The 17,823-nt window shown below is 65.4% G+C and carries 14 protein-coding genes; 6 read left to right on the forward strand and 8 right to left on the reverse strand.

Going from position 1 to position 17,823, the window contains the following annotated elements:
• Positions 1–29 precede the first annotated feature (29 nt).
• Complete coding sequence (locus PFU01S_RS09550) at positions 30–1,016, forward strand: site-specific integrase (protein ID WP_132578993.1); 987 nt, start codon at positions 30–32, stop codon at positions 1,014–1,016.
• An 18-nt stretch (positions 1,017–1,034) separates the two neighbouring features.
• On the opposite strand, the gene PFU01S_RS09555 is transcribed toward PFU01S_RS09550, so the two are convergent.
• Positions 1,035–2,174, reverse strand: coding sequence for a glycerate kinase (locus tag PFU01S_RS09555; RefSeq protein WP_028687510.1), 1,140 nt, complete (start codon positions 2,172–2,174; stop codon positions 1,035–1,037).
• 132 nt (positions 2,175–2,306) lie between these two features.
• Positions 2,307–3,404: a sugar diacid recognition domain-containing protein gene (locus PFU01S_RS09560; protein WP_028687509.1), complete on the reverse strand. Its 1,098-nt coding sequence runs from the start codon at positions 3,402–3,404 to the stop codon at positions 2,307–2,309.
• A 161-nt stretch (positions 3,405–3,565) separates the two neighbouring features.
• On the opposite strand from PFU01S_RS09560, the gene PFU01S_RS09565 reads away from it, so the two are divergent.
• From PFU01S_RS09565 to PFU01S_RS09575, 3 genes are all read left to right on the forward strand, one after another.
• The gene (locus PFU01S_RS09565; RefSeq protein WP_027915625.1) at positions 3,566–4,894 is read left to right on the forward strand and encodes an MFS transporter; all 1,329 of its coding nucleotides are present in this window, start codon (positions 3,566–3,568) and stop codon (positions 4,892–4,894) included.
• A 162-nt stretch (positions 4,895–5,056) separates the two neighbouring features.
• A complete protein-coding gene (locus PFU01S_RS09570; RefSeq protein WP_028687508.1) occupies positions 5,057–6,577 on the forward strand; it encodes an FAD-dependent oxidoreductase in 1,521 nt (506 codons plus the stop codon).
• 84 nt (positions 6,578–6,661) lie between these two features.
• The gene (locus tag PFU01S_RS09575; RefSeq protein ID WP_028687507.1) at positions 6,662–8,578 is read left to right on the forward strand and encodes a sigma-54-dependent Fis family transcriptional regulator; all 1,917 of its coding nucleotides are present in this window, start codon (positions 6,662–6,664) and stop codon (positions 8,576–8,578) included.
• 43 nt (positions 8,579–8,621) lie between these two features.
• Here the strand turns inward: PFU01S_RS09575 and aldA are convergent, their stop codons facing one another.
• The 4 genes from aldA to PFU01S_RS09595 form a co-directional block, all read right to left on the reverse strand.
• Positions 8,622–10,055 (reverse strand): aldehyde dehydrogenase, encoded by a 1,434-nt coding sequence (gene aldA, locus PFU01S_RS09580; RefSeq protein WP_028687506.1) that lies wholly within the window; start codon positions 10,053–10,055, stop codon positions 8,622–8,624.
• Positions 10,056–10,062: 7 nt separating this feature from the next.
• The gene (locus tag PFU01S_RS09585) at positions 10,063–12,231 is read right to left on the reverse strand and encodes a PQQ-dependent dehydrogenase, methanol/ethanol family (RefSeq protein WP_028687505.1); all 2,169 of its coding nucleotides are present in this window, start codon (positions 12,229–12,231) and stop codon (positions 10,063–10,065) included.
• Between the two features lie 196 nt (positions 12,232–12,427).
• Entirely contained in the window at positions 12,428–13,132 is a 705-nt protein-coding gene (locus tag PFU01S_RS09590) for a TraX family protein (protein ID WP_028687504.1), read from the reverse strand.
• 6 nt (positions 13,133–13,138) lie between these two features.
• Positions 13,139–14,212, reverse strand: a complete 1,074-nt coding sequence (locus tag PFU01S_RS09595; protein WP_028687503.1) for a metal-dependent hydrolase — start codon at positions 14,210–14,212, stop codon at positions 13,139–13,141.
• A 223-nt stretch (positions 14,213–14,435) separates the two neighbouring features.
• On the opposite strand from PFU01S_RS09595, the gene PFU01S_RS09600 reads away from it, so the two are divergent.
• Positions 14,436–15,380, forward strand: coding sequence for an alpha/beta hydrolase (locus PFU01S_RS09600; protein WP_028687502.1), 945 nt, complete (start codon positions 14,436–14,438; stop codon positions 15,378–15,380).
• Here the strand turns inward: PFU01S_RS09600 and PFU01S_RS09605 are convergent.
• Together PFU01S_RS09605 and hisN are read right to left on the reverse strand one after the other, a co-directional pair.
• Positions 15,331–16,062 (reverse strand): hypothetical protein, encoded by a 732-nt coding sequence (locus tag PFU01S_RS09605; protein ID WP_028687501.1) that lies wholly within the window; start codon positions 16,060–16,062, stop codon positions 15,331–15,333. The two genes, PFU01S_RS09600 and PFU01S_RS09605, sit on opposite strands and share 50 nt — an antisense overlap.
• 113 nt (positions 16,063–16,175) lie before the next feature.
• Positions 16,176–16,967, reverse strand: coding sequence for a histidinol-phosphatase (hisN, locus tag PFU01S_RS09610; protein ID WP_027915634.1), 792 nt, complete (start codon positions 16,965–16,967; stop codon positions 16,176–16,178).
• A 212-nt stretch (positions 16,968–17,179) separates the two neighbouring features.
• On the opposite strand from hisN, the gene PFU01S_RS09615 reads away from it, so the two are divergent.
• On the forward strand, positions 17,180–17,803 hold the full coding sequence (locus PFU01S_RS09615; RefSeq protein ID WP_219859649.1) for a helix-turn-helix transcriptional regulator: 624 nt from the start codon (positions 17,180–17,182) through the stop codon (positions 17,801–17,803).
• The last annotated feature ends 20 nt before the right edge of the window (positions 17,804–17,823 follow it).

Raw genomic sequence — 17,823 nt, forward strand, 5'->3', positions numbered from 1 at the left:
CTTGGTGCCAACAGGCCTCAGGGGTTAAGGTGGTACCACTGCACCCACCCGCCGACGCCCGCACCATGACCGATATCGAGCGCTACCTGCGCGCCGCCACGCGTGACAACACCCGCCGCAGCTACCAGGCGGCAGTGGATCATTTCGAAACCCAATGGGGCGGTTTTCTACCGGCCACCGCCGAAAGCATCGCCCGATACCTGGCCGACCACGCCCAGCAGCATGCGGTCAGCACCCTGCGCCAGCGCCTGGCGGCCCTCAGCCAGTGGCACATCAGCCAAGGTTTCCCCGACCCCACCAAAGCGCCGGTGGTGCGCCAGGTACTGCGGGGCATCCGCACGCTTCATCCCACCCCGCCCAGGCAGGCAGCACCCTTGTTGCTGCAACATTTGCAAACGGCCGTGACCTGCTTCGAGCAAGAGGCCCGCCAAGCACAGGCAAGCCACGATGTGGCCGGCCTGCGCCGCGCCCGGCGCGACACGGCATTGCTGCTGATAGGGTTCTGGCGTGGCTTTCGCGGCGATGAACTGGCACGCTTGCGGGTCGAACACATCCAGGCCGAAGCGGGCGTGGGTATCACGCTGTTCGTGCCGCGCAGTAAAGGCGACCGCGAGGCACTGGGCGTACAGCATCGCACCCCTGCCCTCAAGGCACTGTGCCCGGTAACGGCCTACCTGCAATGGGTGCAGGTAGCCGGCATCGCCCACGGCCCCGTGTTCCGCAAGCTCGACCGCTGGGGCAACCTCGGTGACCAACCGCTCAACAGCAACAGCCTGGTGGGCCTGCTGCGGCGCATGTTGACCCGCGCCCAAGTGCCAGCAGCGCTGTATACCGGTCATTCACTGCGTCGCGGCTTTGCCACCTGGGCCAGCGCCAATGGCTGGGAGCTCAAGTCGCTCATGAGCTACGTGGGCTGGAAGGATGCCAAGTCCGCGCTGCGTTACATCGATTCGACGCAACGCTTCGGTGACCTGGCCCTGTTGCCCAGCACACCCCTGCCGGTGCTGGCACCCTGAGCTGCGCCCTTTATTGGCTCAGACGCGCTTGAGGCAGGCCCACAGCCGACCGATGTCGCAGGCGCGGGCTTGAAGCAAGCGGGCGGTGTCGCGGCACGCCTGGTCCAAGGTCATGGGCCCATCCACTAGCGCAAAGGCGGCATCTACGCCATGAGCATACAGCTGCTGGTAGCCCTCGCCGAGCATGCCCGCCAGCACGATCACCGGCACGCCATGACGCTTGGCGACCCGGGCCACCCCCATCGGCGTCTTGCCGCGCAGGGTCTGGGCATCGAAGCGGCCTTCCCCGGTCACCACCAGGTCCGCGTCCCTGACATGAGCTTGCAGGCCCGCCAGTTCGGCCACCACTTCCACACCGGCTCGGAACTGGGCACCCATGAAGGCCTTGGCCGCAAAGCCCATGCCTCCGGCGGCGCCGCAACCTGGGTAATCGCGCACATCCTGGCCCAGCAAGCGGGCGCAGTGGTCGGCGAAGTGACCGAGCGCCTGGTCCAAGGCCTGAACCTGCTGCGCGCTGGCACCCTTCTGCGGCCCGAATATGGCCGATGCGCCTTGTGGGCCGCACAACGGGTTGTCGACATCGGCCGCCACTTCGAACTGCACGTGCGCCAGACGCGGGTCCAGCTGGCTGGCATCGAGCCGCGCCAGGTCACCCAGGGCCAGGCCACCCTCGGCCAGTGGTTGATCGTCTGCATCCAGCAAACGCAGGCCCAAGGCGCGCAGCATGCCACTGCCAGCATCGTTGGTGGCACTGCCGCCGATCGCCAGCACCACGCGCTGCGCGCCAGCGTCGAGCGCCGCGGCAACCAGCTCGCCGGTGCCCCAGGTGCAACTGCGGCAAGCGTCGCGCTGCCCGGTGGGCACCTGTTGCAGGCCACTGGCCTGGGCCATTTCGATGATTGCGGTGCGGCTCTGGGGCAGCCAGCCCCAGCCTGCCTCAACAGCCGTGCCCAACGGGCCGCGCACGGTAAGCCGGCGCAGCTCGCCGTCGCTGGCGGCGAGAATGGCCTGCATCGTGCCTTCGCCACCGTCGGCCATGGGGCACTCGATCAACTGGGCGTCGGGCAACGCTTTGGCCAGGCCAGCGGCGATGGCGCGCGCCACGTCGGCCGCCTCGAGGCTGTCCTTGAACGAGTCAGGCGCGATGACGATCTTCATGATGATTCTCCTGTCCGGGTAGCGGCATGCTGACAGCTGACCAGCAAGGCGGCGTCGGTCAAATGCACAAACCGCCCGACAGATTGTTTGGGCAGATGCCAGCGCCCGGCGGCCCTGCCCAGCCAGTGCGCGCTATCGGGTAGGCAGCAATTGCAGCCCCAGGTACAAACTAAGCAGGCCTTCCAGGCGCATCGGGTCCACCTCGCCCAGCTCGGCGATACGTTCAAGCCTGTAACGCAGGCTGTTGCGGTGAATACCCAGCGCCTCGGCACAGGCCTGGCTCTGACCATCGTGGGCGCACCAGGCGCGCAGCGTGGCCAGCAATTGCCCGCTGCTGTCGCGGGCCTGGATGCGCAGCAACGGCTCGAGCAGTTCGTCAAGCGCCTCATCGTTGCGATGGCGCCAGAGCAAGGCTGGCAGGCGGTAGCGCTGCAAGCTCAGCAGCCGTTCCTGGGGCACCACCTCACGCCCATAGGCCAGCAGGTCGCGCACACGCCGGTAGCCGCGGCGCAGCTGCTCAAGGCCCTGCGCGGCAGTACCCATGGCCAAGCGCTCAACTGCCCAACCGTGCCGCTCTATGCGCTCGACCAGCCGTGCAGCCTCCAGCGCCACGCCTGCCGGGCGACACCACAGCAGCGAGTGGCGCGCTGGGCTGACGCACCAACTGTCCGGGTAACGGCTCATCAGCCAGCTTGCCAGCGCCTCGGCGTCGGGCCCACTGGCCAGCTCGAACAGACAGGGAATGCGCGGTAGTTGCGGCTTGAGCCCCAACTGGCGCGCTTCGTCCAGCAGCCGCGAGGCGTCGCCGGTTCCGCCCAGCAGCAGGGCCAGCAAATCGTCGCAGCGCTGTTTGCGCCACTGCTGGTCAGCCTGCAGGTGACGCTGGGCCAGCAGCATTTCGGCGGTCATGCGCACCAGCTCGGCATACACCCGAACCTGCTGCGGATCACCCGTCAAGCCCAGCACGCCCATCAGCCGGTCGTCGAGCATCAGGGGCAGGTTCACCCCCGGCTGCACGCCCTTGAGGCAGCGTGCCGCTTCCTGGTCAAGCTCCACGATGCGGCCATTGGCAAGCACCAACTGGGCGCCTTCGTGCCGCGTGTTGACGCGCTCTGGTTCGCCGCTGCCCAGGATCAGGCCGTGGCTGTCCATGACGTTGACGTTGCAGGGCAGAATCGCCATGGCACGGTCTACGATATCCTGTGCCAGGTCGTGGTCGAGTTCGAACATTCAACGGTCCTTGAGGGCGTGCGGTTGGGCTCGGGCACAGCAGCAAGGCCCATGGCTTGTGCAAAAGCACAAAGACAGCCACGCCGCCGTCCCCGAGACTCGTTCAAGCGAGCGCCGGAACAGGCGACGCGGTGACAACCATAACAACAGAGAACCCGATCATGGCACACAGCCCCGCCCCTGACCAAGGCACGGACACCACCCGCAATGCGCTGTACCGGCGCATCACCCTGCGGCTGATTCCGTTCATTTTCATCTGCTACCTGTTCAACTACCTCGACCGCGTCAATGTCGGCTTCGCCAAGCTGCAGATGCTCGACGCGCTCAAATTCAGCGAAACCGTCTACGGCCTCGGCGCCGGCATCTTCTTCATCGGCTATGTCCTGTGCGGCCTTCCCAGCAACCTGGCGCTCAACCGCTTCGGCCCACGGCGCTGGATCGCCTTGATGATGATTGCCTGGGGCAGCTTGTCCACCTGCTTGCTGTTCGTGACGACCCCCACCGAGTTCTATGCCCTGCGCCTGCTCACAGGCGCCGCCGAGGCAGGCTTCTTCCCGGGTGTGGTGCTGTACCTTTCGCGCTGGTTCCCCGGTGCGCGACGTGGCCGCATCATGGCGTTGTTCATGTCCGCGATCCCGGTCTCGGGTCTGTTGGGCAGCCCGTTTTCCGGCTGGATCCTCGAACACTTCGCCGCCGGGCAACATGGCCTTGCCGGCTGGCAATGGATGTTCCTGATTCAAGGGCTGCCAACCGTTGCGCTCGGCGTGCTGGCGGTGTTCCTGCTCAGCGATGGCTATCAGAAGGCGACCTGGCTGAGCGATGAGCAGCGCCGGCTGATTGCCGCCGACCTGCAGGCCGATGCCGACAGCAAGCCGCCTACCACCGGCGACAGCGTCCTGGCCGTGCTGGCCAACCCACTGATCTGGACCTTCGGCTTCATCTACTTCTGCATCCAGAGCGGTGTGTACGCCATCAACTTCTGGCTGCCCTCGATCATCAAGAACATGGGCTTCGACAACCCCTTGCTCATTGGCTGGCTGAGCGCCATTCCCTACTTGCTGGCCGGAGTCTTCATGATCCTGTGCGGGCGCTCGGCGGACCTTCGCAACGAGCGCCGCTGGCACTTGGTAGTGCCAATGCTGATGGGCGCCGTGGGCCTGCTGATGGCCGTGAATTTCGCGGCCACCCCGGCGATCGCCATCCTTGGCCTGTCCATCGCCACCATGGGCGCCCTCACTGGCCTACCCATGTTCTGGCCGATGCCCACGGCGTTGCTTAGCGCAGGTGCGGCCGTGGCAGGCCTGGCCCTGATCAACTCGGTGGGCCAGATGGCGGGCTTTCTCAGCCCTTACCTGGTCGGGTTCATCAAGGACCAGACCGGCTCGACCGACGCTGCCCTCTACGCCCTGGCGGCGTTGATCGTGCTGGGTAGCCTGGTGGCCCTGCGCGCCACCCGTACTCGTCTGCCGGCGCCTGCCATAGCCGACTGACGGTCGCGTCAACAGCGCTTCCTTGCATTGGGTCATCCAGACCCGTGCAAGGAAGGCTGATCATCTTGTTCCCTGTACAGCACTCCAGTCGTCAGCTCGACGCAGCCCGTTCGGGTAAATCGGCGTCGAACCGTTCCAGAGGCCCCCTTTGGAGAATTCACCATGACCGAATACGCCGTGGCCCGGCTGGCCGACCTCGATGAACACACCCCTTTGCGCGTGGAAGCCGGTAACGAAGAGCTGATCATCGTGCGTCAGGGTGATCAGGTTCGTGCTTTTCAGGGTAACTGTCCTCATGCAGGAGCGCCGCTGGACGAGGGCCGCGTCTGCGGCGGCTTGCTGATCTGCCCCTGGCACAAGGCCGCGTTCGCCGTGGACGAGGGCGCCGTGTGCGAGCCCCCTGCCCTGACCGACCTGCGCCGCTACAAGGCCTGGGTCAAGGGTGACCAGGTGTGGGTGGACGACCGCCCTTTGCCCAGGGCGCGCCCGCCCCGGCACAGCGATGCGCGGTGTTTCGTGGTGCTGGGAGCCGGTGCGGCAGGCAGCGCCGCTGTGGTCACCTTGCTCCGCCATGGCTTCAATGGCCGCCTGGTGTGGATCGACCAGGAGCGCCAGCCGGCCTACGACCGCACGGCCCTGAGCAAATTCGTGCTCGCAGGCCAAATGGCCCCGGATGAGGTGCCGATGCTGCTGGAGCCTGATGATCTGCGCATCGGTCAACTGGAGCGTCGGCACGCCAAGGTCCGTTCACTCAATGCCCAGAAACGCCAGCTCCTGCTGGCCGACGGCCAACGCATCGACTATGACGCCTGTTTGCTCGCTACGGGCGCCAAGGCGCAGCGCCCGGATATCCCGGGGCGCGACCTGCCTGGGGTCTTCACCTTGCGTTCGCGCGCGGACGCTGCGCAACTGCTCGATGCCGTGGAACCGGGCAAACCGGTTGTGATCGTGGGCGACAGTTTCATCGGCCTGGAAGCAGCCTCGGCGTTAAGCGAATACGGTGCCAAGGTCCACGTGATTGGACGGCATGAAGTTCCGCTGGCCAAGCAACTGGGCGAGCGTATCGGGCGGGCGATCCGTGCCTTGCACGCGCGCAAGGGCGTCACGTTCCATGGCCCGACCCAGGTGACGGCGATCGAAGGCGATGGTCAGGTCGAAGCGGTCATGCTCGGCAGCGGCGAGCGAGTGCACTGCCAGGTGGTGCTGCTGGGAACGGGGGTAGCTCCGGCCACGGCTTTTCTCAATGGCGTAGCGCTGGCCGATGACCTTTCCGTGCCGGTCAACGGTGAAATGCAGGTGACCGAAGGCTTGTGGGCTGTGGGTGACATGGCCACCTTCCCCCTCGCCGGCCAACCGGTGCGCATTGAGCACTGGCGGCTGGCGCAGCAGCACGGCGTCATCGCGGCAGCAAACATGCTGGGCGAGCAACGCCGCTACGCCGACGTGCCGTTTTTCTGGACCTATCACCATGGGCAGCGGTTCGAAGTGCTGGGCCACGCCCGACAGTGGGACGCCATCACCTTCGTTGGCACGCCGGAGAGCGGTGATTTCATTGCACTGCAATGCCTGGAGGATCAGGTGCAGGCCGTGGTCGCCAAGGGTTACGCCTCAGCCATGATGCAGTTGTCGCAACGCATGAAGCGCCCGCTCACCACCGCCGAGGCACTCGAACTGATCCACTGACAAGGCTTGCCCTGCGCCCGGGCTGGTAGCGCGCCATCAGCTATGGTTATCTTCACCTTCGATAACAATAACTGTGGAGCGCCCATGCCCGCTCATAATCCTGCCTCGGAACTGGCGGCCTTCGTCGACAGTCACTTCGGCCACCGCGGCTTGGTCCCGGAAACGGTGATCGCCGAATCCTGGTACCGCAGCGTCACCCAGCACCGCCTGGACCCGAGCGTGCACCCAACGGACAACATCCTCAGCGCCGCCGAAATCCGCCAGCTGCAAGCCCAACACCAAGCCTACCTGACCCTCGCCAGCCAAGGCGTGAGTGGTTTGGCCCGGCGGGTAGCGGATGCAGGTTTCGCCGTCTTGCTCAGCGATGCGGCAGGGGTCACGCTTGATGCTCGCCTACCTGCCGACACCGGGCGCTTCACAGGTTCCGGGCTGGTGGTGGGGGCGCGCTGGGACGAGTCCATCGCCGGCACGAACGGGATAGGCACCGCGCTGGCCTCGCAACAGGCACTGACCATTCACCGTCAGGAACATTTCCTGGCCAGCAATGCCCGGCTCAGTTGCTCGGTCTCACCGATCTTCGACAGCCACAACCACCTGCTCGGTTGCCTGAACGCGACCTGCTTGTATGACGATGGTCCCAAGCAGGCCCAGCACCTGACCCTGCAGTTGGTGACGCTGTACGCCCGCCTGATCGAAAACGCACACTTTCGCCAGCGTTACCGCGACTGCCTGACCCTCGCGGTCAAGCCCTGCGACGGCGATGCGGACCTGGTAGCCGAGCAACTGCTGGCACTCGACGAGGGTGGCCGTATCGTCGGTGCCAACCGGGCCGCATTCAGCAACAACCCCCATGCCCTGCTCGGGCTGCGCATCGAGCATGTGTTAAGCGCCGATATCGACCAGCTGCTGGCCCTGACCCAGGGCGGTGCTCGGGGCGCGCAATTGTACGATGCCAGCCAGGTCAAGGGCCTTGAGGTGGGCCTGCGAGTGCCGCGCGCTTATCGCGCTTGTGCCCCGGCCGCACCGGCGGCATCTGCCAACGCGCATCCGACACTCGACCAACTGGCAGGCGGCGACCCCCAGCTTCAGCACGCCGTGACGCGCCTGCGCAAGGTGCTGGACAAGGACATCGCGCTGCTGCTCAGCGGTGAAACCGGCACGGGCAAGGAAGCGTTCGCTCGCGCCCTGCACCAGGCAAGCGCCCGAAGCGCCCGGCCTTTCGTGGCGCTCAATTGCGCCGCCATTCCAGAAGCGCTGATCGAAAGCGAGCTATTCGGCTACCGGGCCGGCAGCTTCACCGGGGCAGACCGCAAGGGCATGAAAGGCAAGCTGGAACAGGCCAATGGCGGCACGCTGTTTCTCGATGAAATAGGCGACATGCCTGCCGATCTGCAAACCCGCCTGCTACGGGTACTGGCGGAACGGGAGCTGGTTGCGCTGGGGGCGACCACGCCGGTAAGGCTGGATATTCAGGTGATATCGGCGACGCATCAGGACCTGGTTGCCAGGATCGCCACCCACCAGTTCCGAGAGGACCTCTACTACCGACTCTGCGGCATGCGTATCACCCTGCCGGCGCTGCGCGAACGCAGTGATCGGGCGCAGGTGATCGAGGGTGTTCTAGCACGTTTGGCGCCGGGGCTGCACCTCTCGGCCCAAGCACGCGCCGCGCTGCTGGCCTATCCTTGGCCGGGCAATATTCGCCAACTGCTCAATGCCCTGCGCCAGGGCGCTGCCCTGGCCGAAGACGGGTGCATCGAGCTGGCCGACCTGCCCGCCGAGTTGCAGCAAGCGCAGGTCGAACCAGGCAGGACGATCTGCGCAGCGCCGCGCCTTGGGCAGCAGGTGGAAGAGGCCGAGGCCGACCACCTGCTGGCGCTGTTGCGGCGCAACCAGTGGAACATGAGTGCCGCCGCCCAGGCCGCTGGCATCTCGCGGTCCACGCTGTACCGCAAGATCAAGCGCCACGGCATCGTGCAACCGAATCGCCAGGGCAACTGAGCCCAGTGCCCCGCCACGCCGGGGCACTGGCCACGGCTGGGCTTCAACCCTGGATGTAGACCACCTGCGTGCGCGTGTACTCGTAGAGCCCGTGCTTACCGTCCGCCCCACCAATGCCCGACTTGCGGGCCCCGGCGTGGAAGCCTTGCATGGCCTCGAAGTTTTCGCGGTTGATGTAGGTCTCGCCGAAGTCGATTTCCCGGCACGCCTTGAGCGCGGCGTTCAGATCGCGGGTGTAGAGTGACGAGGTCAGCCCGTACTCGCTGTCGTTGGCCAAGGCAATGGCTTCGTCCAGGTCCTCCACCACCTGAATTGGCAACACCGGCCCGAAGATTTCCTTGCGCATGATCTCCATGTCGGCCGTGCAGCCTGCCAGCACGGTGGGCTGATAGTGAAAACCGCTGCCAAGGTCAGCCACCTGCCCGCCCGTGACCACCTGCGCGCCTTGGGTCTGGGCAGTGCGCACCATCTGCGCCACCTTGTCCAGGCCGGCCCGGTTGATCAACGGTCCCATGTGCAGGTCCTGCTGCGTCGATGGGTCGCCATAGCGTGTGGCGGCCATCGCCTGGGCCACCTGATCGATGAACCGATCGGCCACCTGGCGCGCCACATAAACACGCTCTGCGCAGTTGCACACCTGCCCGGTGTTGATCACCCGCGAGGCGACGATCGCGTTGACTGCCAGGTCCAGGTCGGCATCGGCCAACACGATGGCAGGCGCCTTGCCGCCCAGCTCCAGGTTCAGCTTGGTGATGTTCGGCGCCGCCGCTGCCATGATCCGCGCACCGGTCGCCACGCTGCCGGTGAAACTGACCATGTCCACGCCCGGGTGACTGGACAGGCCGTGGCCCACGGCGGCGCCTGTGCCGCCGACCACGTTGAACACCCCGGGTGGCAGGCCGGTCTCGGCCACCAGGCGGGCGAACGCGTAGCAGTTGATCGGGGTTTCCTCACTCGGCTTGACCACGATGGTGTTGCCGGTAATGAGCGCCGGCGCCATCTTGCGGGCGATCAGGAAAAAGGGGAAGTTCCACGGCAGGATGCCTGCCACCACGCCCACGGGCTTGCGCATGAGAAACACGTGTTCGGCCTGACGGTCGCTGGTCAACACCTCGCCTTCCAGGCGTCGCGCCCATTCAGCCATGTAGTCCAGGTAATCGGCCGTGAAGCCGACTTCCACCTGGGCCAGGGCCGGCACCTTGCCGCCTTCCAGGGTGATGGTCCGGGCCAGCTGATCGGCATTGGCCCGTATCCGGTTCGCGATGGCGCGCAGGTAGCCTGCGCGTTCCTGCGCAGGCCGGGCTGCCCAGGCGCGCTGAGCCCGGCGTGCCGCGCTCACGGCCTGGTCGACCTGGGCCTGCGAAGACTCCGGCACGCGACCGAGCAACTGGCCATTGGCCGGGTTATGGACTTCGAGCAGGCCTTCACCGGGTTCGAACCGGTTGTCGATGAAGTTCTGGTAGACCGAATCGTTCATGGGCATTTCACTCCTGTGGGGCATTGTCAGCCAGCGATGAAGGGGTTGCCGGACGGGCGCTGAACCGCTTCCAGACCTCGCCTTCCTCCTGCAAATCGTGAGCACGCTTGATCAGGTATTGATGGACCTGCTCGACTTGCTCAGGGTTGAGGTTGTCGGCAAACGAGGGCATGCCATCGGGCACCCTGCCGCCGTAGAGAATCCCGAGGAACATCTGGTGCTTGTCGGCGCCCAGCTTGCGCAGGTCGGGCAAGACCCCGCCGCTGACGGCATGGATGCCATGGCACTGGGAGCAGTTGCCGTCGTACAGCGCAGCGCCTGCAGCGACCGTCTCGGCATTGGCCGTCAAAGGTGGCGGCTTGGGCGCATCGGCAGGCGGGGCCGGCTCGCGCAGCTTGGCCGAGCCGCCCAGCTTGTAGGTCAGCACCTGTGCATAGGGCTGCACGCCTGCACGCAAAGAGAGTGCGCCAGCGAACGTGGAAAATGCGCCGCCCCAGCCAGCCATGAACGTGACGTATTGCTCGCCGTCGACGGCATAGGTGATCGGTGCGGCCATCACGCCGCTGGCCGCAGGCGCTTCCCACAGCTTCTTGCCGGTTTCGGCGGCATAAGCAATGACCCGGCCGTCGGCGCTGCCTTCGAACACCAGGTTGCCGGCCGTGCTCAAGGTGCCACCATTGAAGATCGTGATGTACGGCACTTCCCAGGCAGGCGCCTGCTTGACCGGGTCCCAGGCAATCAGTTTGCCTGACCAGGTCTTGGCCATGTCCAGCAGCCCTTCGGCGCCTTCGGGCATCATGCCGGTACGCAGCCCCAACTGGTAGACGCTCTTGAACGGGTTGCGCTTGGGCGCTTCTGGCACGTGCTCATAGTAGGCCGACATGATGTGGGCCGGGATGTACACCAGCCCCGTCTGCGGGTTGTACGACATCGGGTGCCAGTCGTGTGCCCCCCAGAACGCCGGAGTCACCAGCTTGCGCTTGCCGTCCTTCCAGTAGGCCGCTGCCTCGTCGTCGACGATGGGCCGGCCGGTCTTCATGTCGATGCCTTTGGCCCAGTTCACCGGCACGATGTTCTTGGCCGACAGCAACTCGCCGGTTTCCCGGTCCAGCACGTAGAAGAAGCCATTCTTGGGCGCTTGCATCAGCACCTTGCGCGGCTTGCCGTCGATGGGCAGCTCGGCCAGGATCATGTGCTGGGTGGCCGTGAAGTCCCAGGCGTCGCCGGGCGTGGTCTGGTAGTGCCAGGCGTACTCGCCGGTATCGGCGTTCACCGCCACGATCGAGGACAGGAACAGGTTGTCGCCCTTGGCCTGGCTGCGCCATTTGGGGTCCCACATCGCGCCGTTGCCCACGCCGATGTACAGCAGGTTCAGCTGCGGATCGTAGGCAAAGGAATCCCAGGCGGTGCCGCCGCCGCCCCACTCGACATAGGCATCCCCGTGCCAGGTCTTGCTGGCGATCTGCATGGCTTTATCCTCAGACGGCAGCTTCGGATCGCCCGGTACGGTGTAGAACCGCCATGCCTGGCGCCCGGTCTCGGCATCGTAGGCGGTGACGTAGCCACGTACGCCGAATTCGGCGCCGCCATTGCCAATCACCACCTTGCCGTTGACCACCCGCGGCGCACCGGTGATGGTGTAGCTGCGCTTAGTATCGGCGCGGGTATCGACCGACCAGACCCGCTTGCCGGTCTTGGCATCGATGGCCTCCAGGCGACCGTCCAGCACACCCACATAGACCTTGCCCTGCCACACCGCCACGCCCCTGTTGACCGCATCGCAGCAGGCTTCGCCGGCACGGTTGCGGTCGGACTGCGGATCGTACTTCCACAGCAGCTGGCCGTTGCGCGCATCCAGCGCGTACACCACCGAGAACGGCCCCGTGGTGTACATCACCCCATCGACCACGATGGGGGTCGCCTCCACGCCGCGGTCCAGGTCGAGCTTGTAGCTCCACGCCAGCCCCAGCTGGCCCACGTTGCTCTGGTCGATGGTCTTGAGGGGGCTGAAGCGTTGCTCGTCGTACGTGCGGCCATGGCTCATCCAGTTGCCGGGCTCTTTGTCCGCATCAATGATGCGTTGCCCATCGACACCGGCGGCGAAGGCCAGGGGTGTCCAGCTGAGAGCCAGGGCCAAGCAGCCGCGTGCAAGGCGTTGGGGGCCTGATCGATTCATGCACTGTTCTCCGTTCTTGTTATGGCGACGCTGCGACGAGCGTCAGTCCAAACAAGAGCAACGGCTGTGCCAAACGGCCGGCTGACGGCCGCAGATACCGCAGTAGAGCCTTCGAGCCGTCAGTGGGGAGGGGCTGGATACGGGCAAATGCTCGACACAGTTGCGTCAACCCTGGGTCAACCGTGGCACAGGTGTGTCACAGCCCAAGCGTGCTCAAGGCTTTGATCAGCAAAAGGTGTAGCGGGTAAAAACCATAGGCCCAGCGACCCACAGCTGGCACGCGATGCCATCGGCAGTGCAACAGGCCGTTGCCGACCGCAATGGCCACGGCGGCAACCGCCAGGGTGACCCAGGTGAAGTGGGCGCCCAGGTGCGTCATCAACCAGCTGTTGGTCAAGTTGCCGGCCACCGCCAGCACGCACGGCACAAGCCACATTGCGCCCCCACAGCGGTAGGCAAGTACGCAGGCGGCGGGCAGCAGTACCCCTGGCAGGCCGTACATCAGGCACGGGCTGCCAGCCCAAGCCGCGCCCAGCGCGACCAACCCCAGCAGCCGCGCGGCTGCCTGGGTATGCTGCACGCTCCAGGCCACCAGCAGGCCCAACAACAGCGTCGGCATTACGCTGAACGTGGTCGAACCGCTGTCCAGCCAGCGGTAGGCAGGCTCGGACAGCACGGTGAACAGCAGCATCAGCCCCAGATACCGCCCATGGTGGCGATCGAGCGGCGTGTCAGGCTCGCGCCGCACCACGTTCATGGCCATGGCCAGGCAAAAGAGCGGAAACGCCAGTCGGCCAACCACTAACAGGCCGTGGGCCTGCGGCCAGACGAAGCGTAGGTGGTCGGCGAGCATCGCCAGCATTGCGAGCCATTTGACCAGGTCCAGCCCGGCTGAGCGCACTGGGCGCTACTCCCCCTGCCCTTGCCCAGGCGCTGCAATGCGCGCGGTCCAGGCGGCCAAGGGTAGCGGGGGCTGCTGGAAGACGATGCGGCGCCAGATCAACCCCAGCGCCTGCCCGTCGAACAGGTCGCGCGGGCCGCTGGCTGTGTGCACGGCCGGTTGCTGCACCTGCCAGCGGCCCTGCTCGCCCTGCCGGGCCATGTCGAAGCGGAACGTGTAGTTGCCCGGCGTACCCATGCGCAGGTCGGTCACCACCAGCCGGTCGCCGACCTGGTCGTAGCGCAGCCAGTCGTCGGTGAACCAGCGCAGCCGCTGGTGCAGCGGATCGTTTGCCAGCACCTGGGCCAGAGGCAGGTTGCGGTTCAGGCGCAGCATCTCCGGCGACTCGCGGTCCAACAGGCTACTGACCCCTTCGTAATAGACGCCGTCCGGCGCCTTGGCCAATACCCGCCAGACCAGACTGTTGAACGCCATGGGCACTGCCCGTACCTCGTTCACGGTCACGCCCTTGGCATCGAGCGCGGCCTGGAAACGGTGTTCGGCCAGGGTACGGCTGGCCAGGCCTAAGCCCAGGTAAGCGGTGCTCAAGCCCAGCGCAACGGCCATGAACCGTACCGCCCGGGCGTGGGTGCCGCGCACGGCGGCGTACGCCACCGCCACCAGCAGCGGCACGGTATACACCGGATCGATGATGAACACGGCCGCCCAGCTTTGCGGGGTCACGTGCAAGGGCCACAGCAACTGGGTGCCGTACACGGTGAACGCGTCGAGCACGGGGTGGGTCACCAACACCAGCCAGAATGTCAGGAACAACCGGGGCAGCGTGTAGCCTTTGTCCGGCCAGGTCCTGTTCACCAGCCACGCCAGAAGCGCTGCCAGCGCGGTCAGCACGAACACTGAATGGGAAAAGCCGCGGTGGTAGGTCATCTGCGAGACCGGGTCGGCATAACGGATGATCACGTCCAAGTCCGGCAGTGTGGCCAACGCAGCGCCGTAGACCAGGGCCCTACGGCCCTGAATGCGCCCCAACAGTGTGCCTTGCAACGCAGCGCCAAGAACAGCTTGGGTTATCGAGTCCAAATCAAAGCCTTCGTCAGGAGGGTGTTGGGCCACGCTACCTGCTTGCGGGGCGCTTGCGCAATCGGCGGACGGTGCGCAGGCCCGCGCTGGAAACAGCTTGCAAAAAAGCTGGTCCGCCGGCTGGTAATATTTCTTACATCTGAGCTGCAGCATTTGATAGAACTACGCCACGTTGCTTGTACTTTCCCGCGCCTTGACCCTTTCCGAGATCCCCAACATCCGTATGTCTACCCGGTTGCTCTGCGCCCTACGCCGTCGCTGGTTCACCTGGCTGTGCGCCGCCGCCTTGGTGCTCGCCCTGCCGGCCGGCTGCTCGGTCTTGCAGCACAAGGAACGCGAGCTGGTATTTCGCATCGAGCCAGGCCAGGCCAGTTGGTTTCATGGCCTGCCCGGCGGTGTCCAGGAGCTGGACCTGCGCCCGCGCACTTTCGCCGATAACCAGAGCCTGCATGCCTGGTGGTGGCCGGCAAGACGCGCCGATGCCCCGGCCATCCTTTACCTGCACGGTGTGCGCTGGAACCTTACCGGCCAGCTGTTTCGCATCGAACAGCTGCACGCCATGGGCTATGCGGTGCTGGCGGTGGACTACCGCGGCTTTGGCCGCAGCCGAGGGGACTTGCCTTCCGAAGCCACCGTGTACGAGGACGCTCGCGTGGCTTGGGAGCGTTTCGCCCAACTGCAACCTGATGCGAGCAAACGTCTGATCTACGGGCACTCCCTGGGGGGCGCCGTAGCGGTCGACCTGGCGCGCACGCTCGCCCGTGAAGCCCGAGACACGCGCACCCCTGCCCCGGCGCGAGGGCTGATCCTGGAGTCCACGTTCACCTCGTTGGGCGATGTGGCAGGCGTGGTCGCCAATACATCGCTGCCGGTGCGCTGGCTGCTGTCGCAGAAGTTCGATTCACTGGGCAAAATTGGCGATATCGACCTGCCGGTGCTGCTGGTCCATGGCCTGGACGACCGCTACGTGCCCTCGCGTTTCAGCCAGCGGCTGTTCGAGGCCGCGCGTGAACCCAAGACGCTGTTGCTGGTGCCAGGTGCGACACACAACAACAGCATGAGCCTGGCCGGGCAGCGTTATCGCAAGGCGATACAGGCCCTGTTCCAGGCGCGGCAGGTCACTGTACCGGCAGGAAATTCATCAACAGCAGGCTTTGCGCATAATTGAGGCCGATACGGCGGTAGCGCTCGTCGAGCAGCTCGGCCAGCAAGTCCAGGCGGGCCACCACCTTGCCAAATTCCACGGCAAAACTCAGGTTGCTGCCCTCCTCCGAAATCTCGTTGGAGAACAGCAACAGCACACCGTTGGCGTCCTGCCGCTGGCTCAGCATCCAGGTGGCTTTCTCGATGTTGCGCGCGGCGTTGTTGATGAACAACGGGTCGAGGGTGTCGGTCATGTAGAACGCGGTGCGTCCGCCGTGGGCGGTGATCAGCATACTGCCGATGGCGTAGATGAACGCACCCACACGATCACCGCGAAATTCCGGGCTCAAGGCATAGCTCAAGGCAGCCAGGTCGCGGCGATTGCCCAGTTGCGCCAGGGGTTGGCGCTGTTCGATGGCCAGGCGGATCTGGCGCTCGGCCGTGGCCGCGTCCAGGTAGCCCGAGCGTTGCAACTGGTTGGGATTGCGCAGGTACAGCTTGTTCATCAGCAGGTAGAGGCTTTGCAGGTTGTCGCGCATCGACAAGGTCGCCAGGCGGTCCACACTGGTCTGGAACAGCTCGCTGGGCTTGCCTTCGCCCAGCTGGTTGACGATGTCGCGCCCCTGCTGCTGAGTGCAGGCGCACAGGCTGGCCAAGATGCCTGCCAACAGCAGGCGAACTATCGTGGAGCAACTGCACACTACCATCGGCACCGGTTCGTTTTCGGCGGCCGCCGCGGGGATCGCGGCAGCCTGGGCCTAGCATAGAGCCCCGAAAGCCAAAAAAGTGCGGCATGCGCCAGCAGGTGTAGCTACCTGAACTACATCGCGCCGCGCAGCAGCTCAACGACCTGGGCATGCAGGTCCGGATCACCGCAGGCCACCACGCAGCCGCCTTGCTGAGCGCTGCTGCCGTCCCAGGCCGTGATCACGCCGCCCGCGCCCTCGATGATGGGCATGAGTGCCTGCACGTCATAGGGCTGCAAGCTGGCTTCGACGATGACATCCACAAAGCCCGAGGCCAGCATGCAATAGGCGTAGCAATCCCCACCGTAGCGCATCAGCCGTGCCTGGCTGGCCACGTGCTCGAACGCAGCCTTGCGCGCAGGCGTATCGAACATGTCAGGGGTGGTGCACATCAAGGTGGCCGCTGCCAGCGCTTTGCAGGCGCGGGTCTTTAGCGCTCGCGTGCCCGACCAGGCACCTTCGGGCGTGCCGATGAACCGTTCGCCGGTAAAAGGTTGGTTCATCACCCCCACCACAGGCCGGGCACCGTCGTTGAGCGCGATCAACGTGCCCCACAACGGCAGGCCGGTGATGAAGGCGCGGGTGCCGTCGATCGGGTCGAGCACCCAGGTCAACGGGCTGCTGCCCACGGCCACGCCCGCCTCTTCACCAAGGATGCCATGGTCTGGGTAGCGCGCCTGGATCCGCTCGCGCATCGCGTCCTCGGCCGCCTTGTCGGCCACGGTCACCGGGTCGTACAACCGGCCGCCTTTGTCCTCGACCTCCAGGCTTGCACGAAAGTAAGGCGTGATGGCAGCGCTCGCAGCATCGGCCAACTGCTCGGCAAATCCACGGAACTCGGCAATCTGTTCAGCGCTCAGGGGCATGAAAATGGGCCTTGTGCTAGTCAGGGAGGCGGCATGATAGCAAACCCGCTGATCGGCATGGCGTCCGCAGGAGATATCAATATGGCATCATCCAGGCTGGATTTAGCCAAGGCTCGCTCGTTGTACTAGCATACCCCTCACGCACCGATGCAGGCCCAGGATGAGGGCTTGCACTACAGCCGGGCTTGTGCCCTGGCCTCAAGGACGATTCGATGAGCATCAATTCCATCTATCCGCAGATCGGCAAGATCATTGCCAGCACCGGCAGCCGCCAGTTTCCCCGCCTGCTGCATGACCTGATTCAGGCTCACCTGTGCATCGACGCCACGCAGATCCGCCAGCTGCCACGCTCACCTAGCGAAACCACCGTACTCGACGAAACCGTGTTCTCGTGCGATCAACCCACGGCCACCGCCTCGGATGACCCTTCGCGCCTGCACCGTATCCGCGCCAGTGACGCGCGGGTCGAGATTCGCGTACTGCGCGCCGACACCACCTATGGCTTCTCCCCCCTGGAGCGCAATAGGCTCGAAGCCATCACGCCCCTGGTGCTGCCGATGCTGGAGAAACACCTGCGTGCCCTGCAACCCACCGTGCAGCGCAACAGCCACGACAGCCTGGAGCAGCGGTTCGTCGAACGCCTGGCCCAAACAGGCCTCAAGCTTTCCGAACGCGAGCGCCAGGTCTGCCTAGGGTTGCTGGCCGGTCAAACGGCCCCCGAGCAGGCCGACCGGCTTGGCCTGCGCGTGAACACCGTCGAAAGTTACCTGCGCCGGGCCGTGATCAAGCTGGGCATCGGCGGGCGGCATTCGCTGATGCGCTGGATGCACGCCTAGGCATCGGTCGACCGGCATCG

The organism is Pseudomonas fulva NBRC 16637 = DSM 17717 (assembly GCF_000730565.1).
In the GTDB taxonomy this organism is placed as follows: Bacteria; Pseudomonadota; Gammaproteobacteria; order Pseudomonadales; family Pseudomonadaceae; genus Aquipseudomonas; species Aquipseudomonas fulva.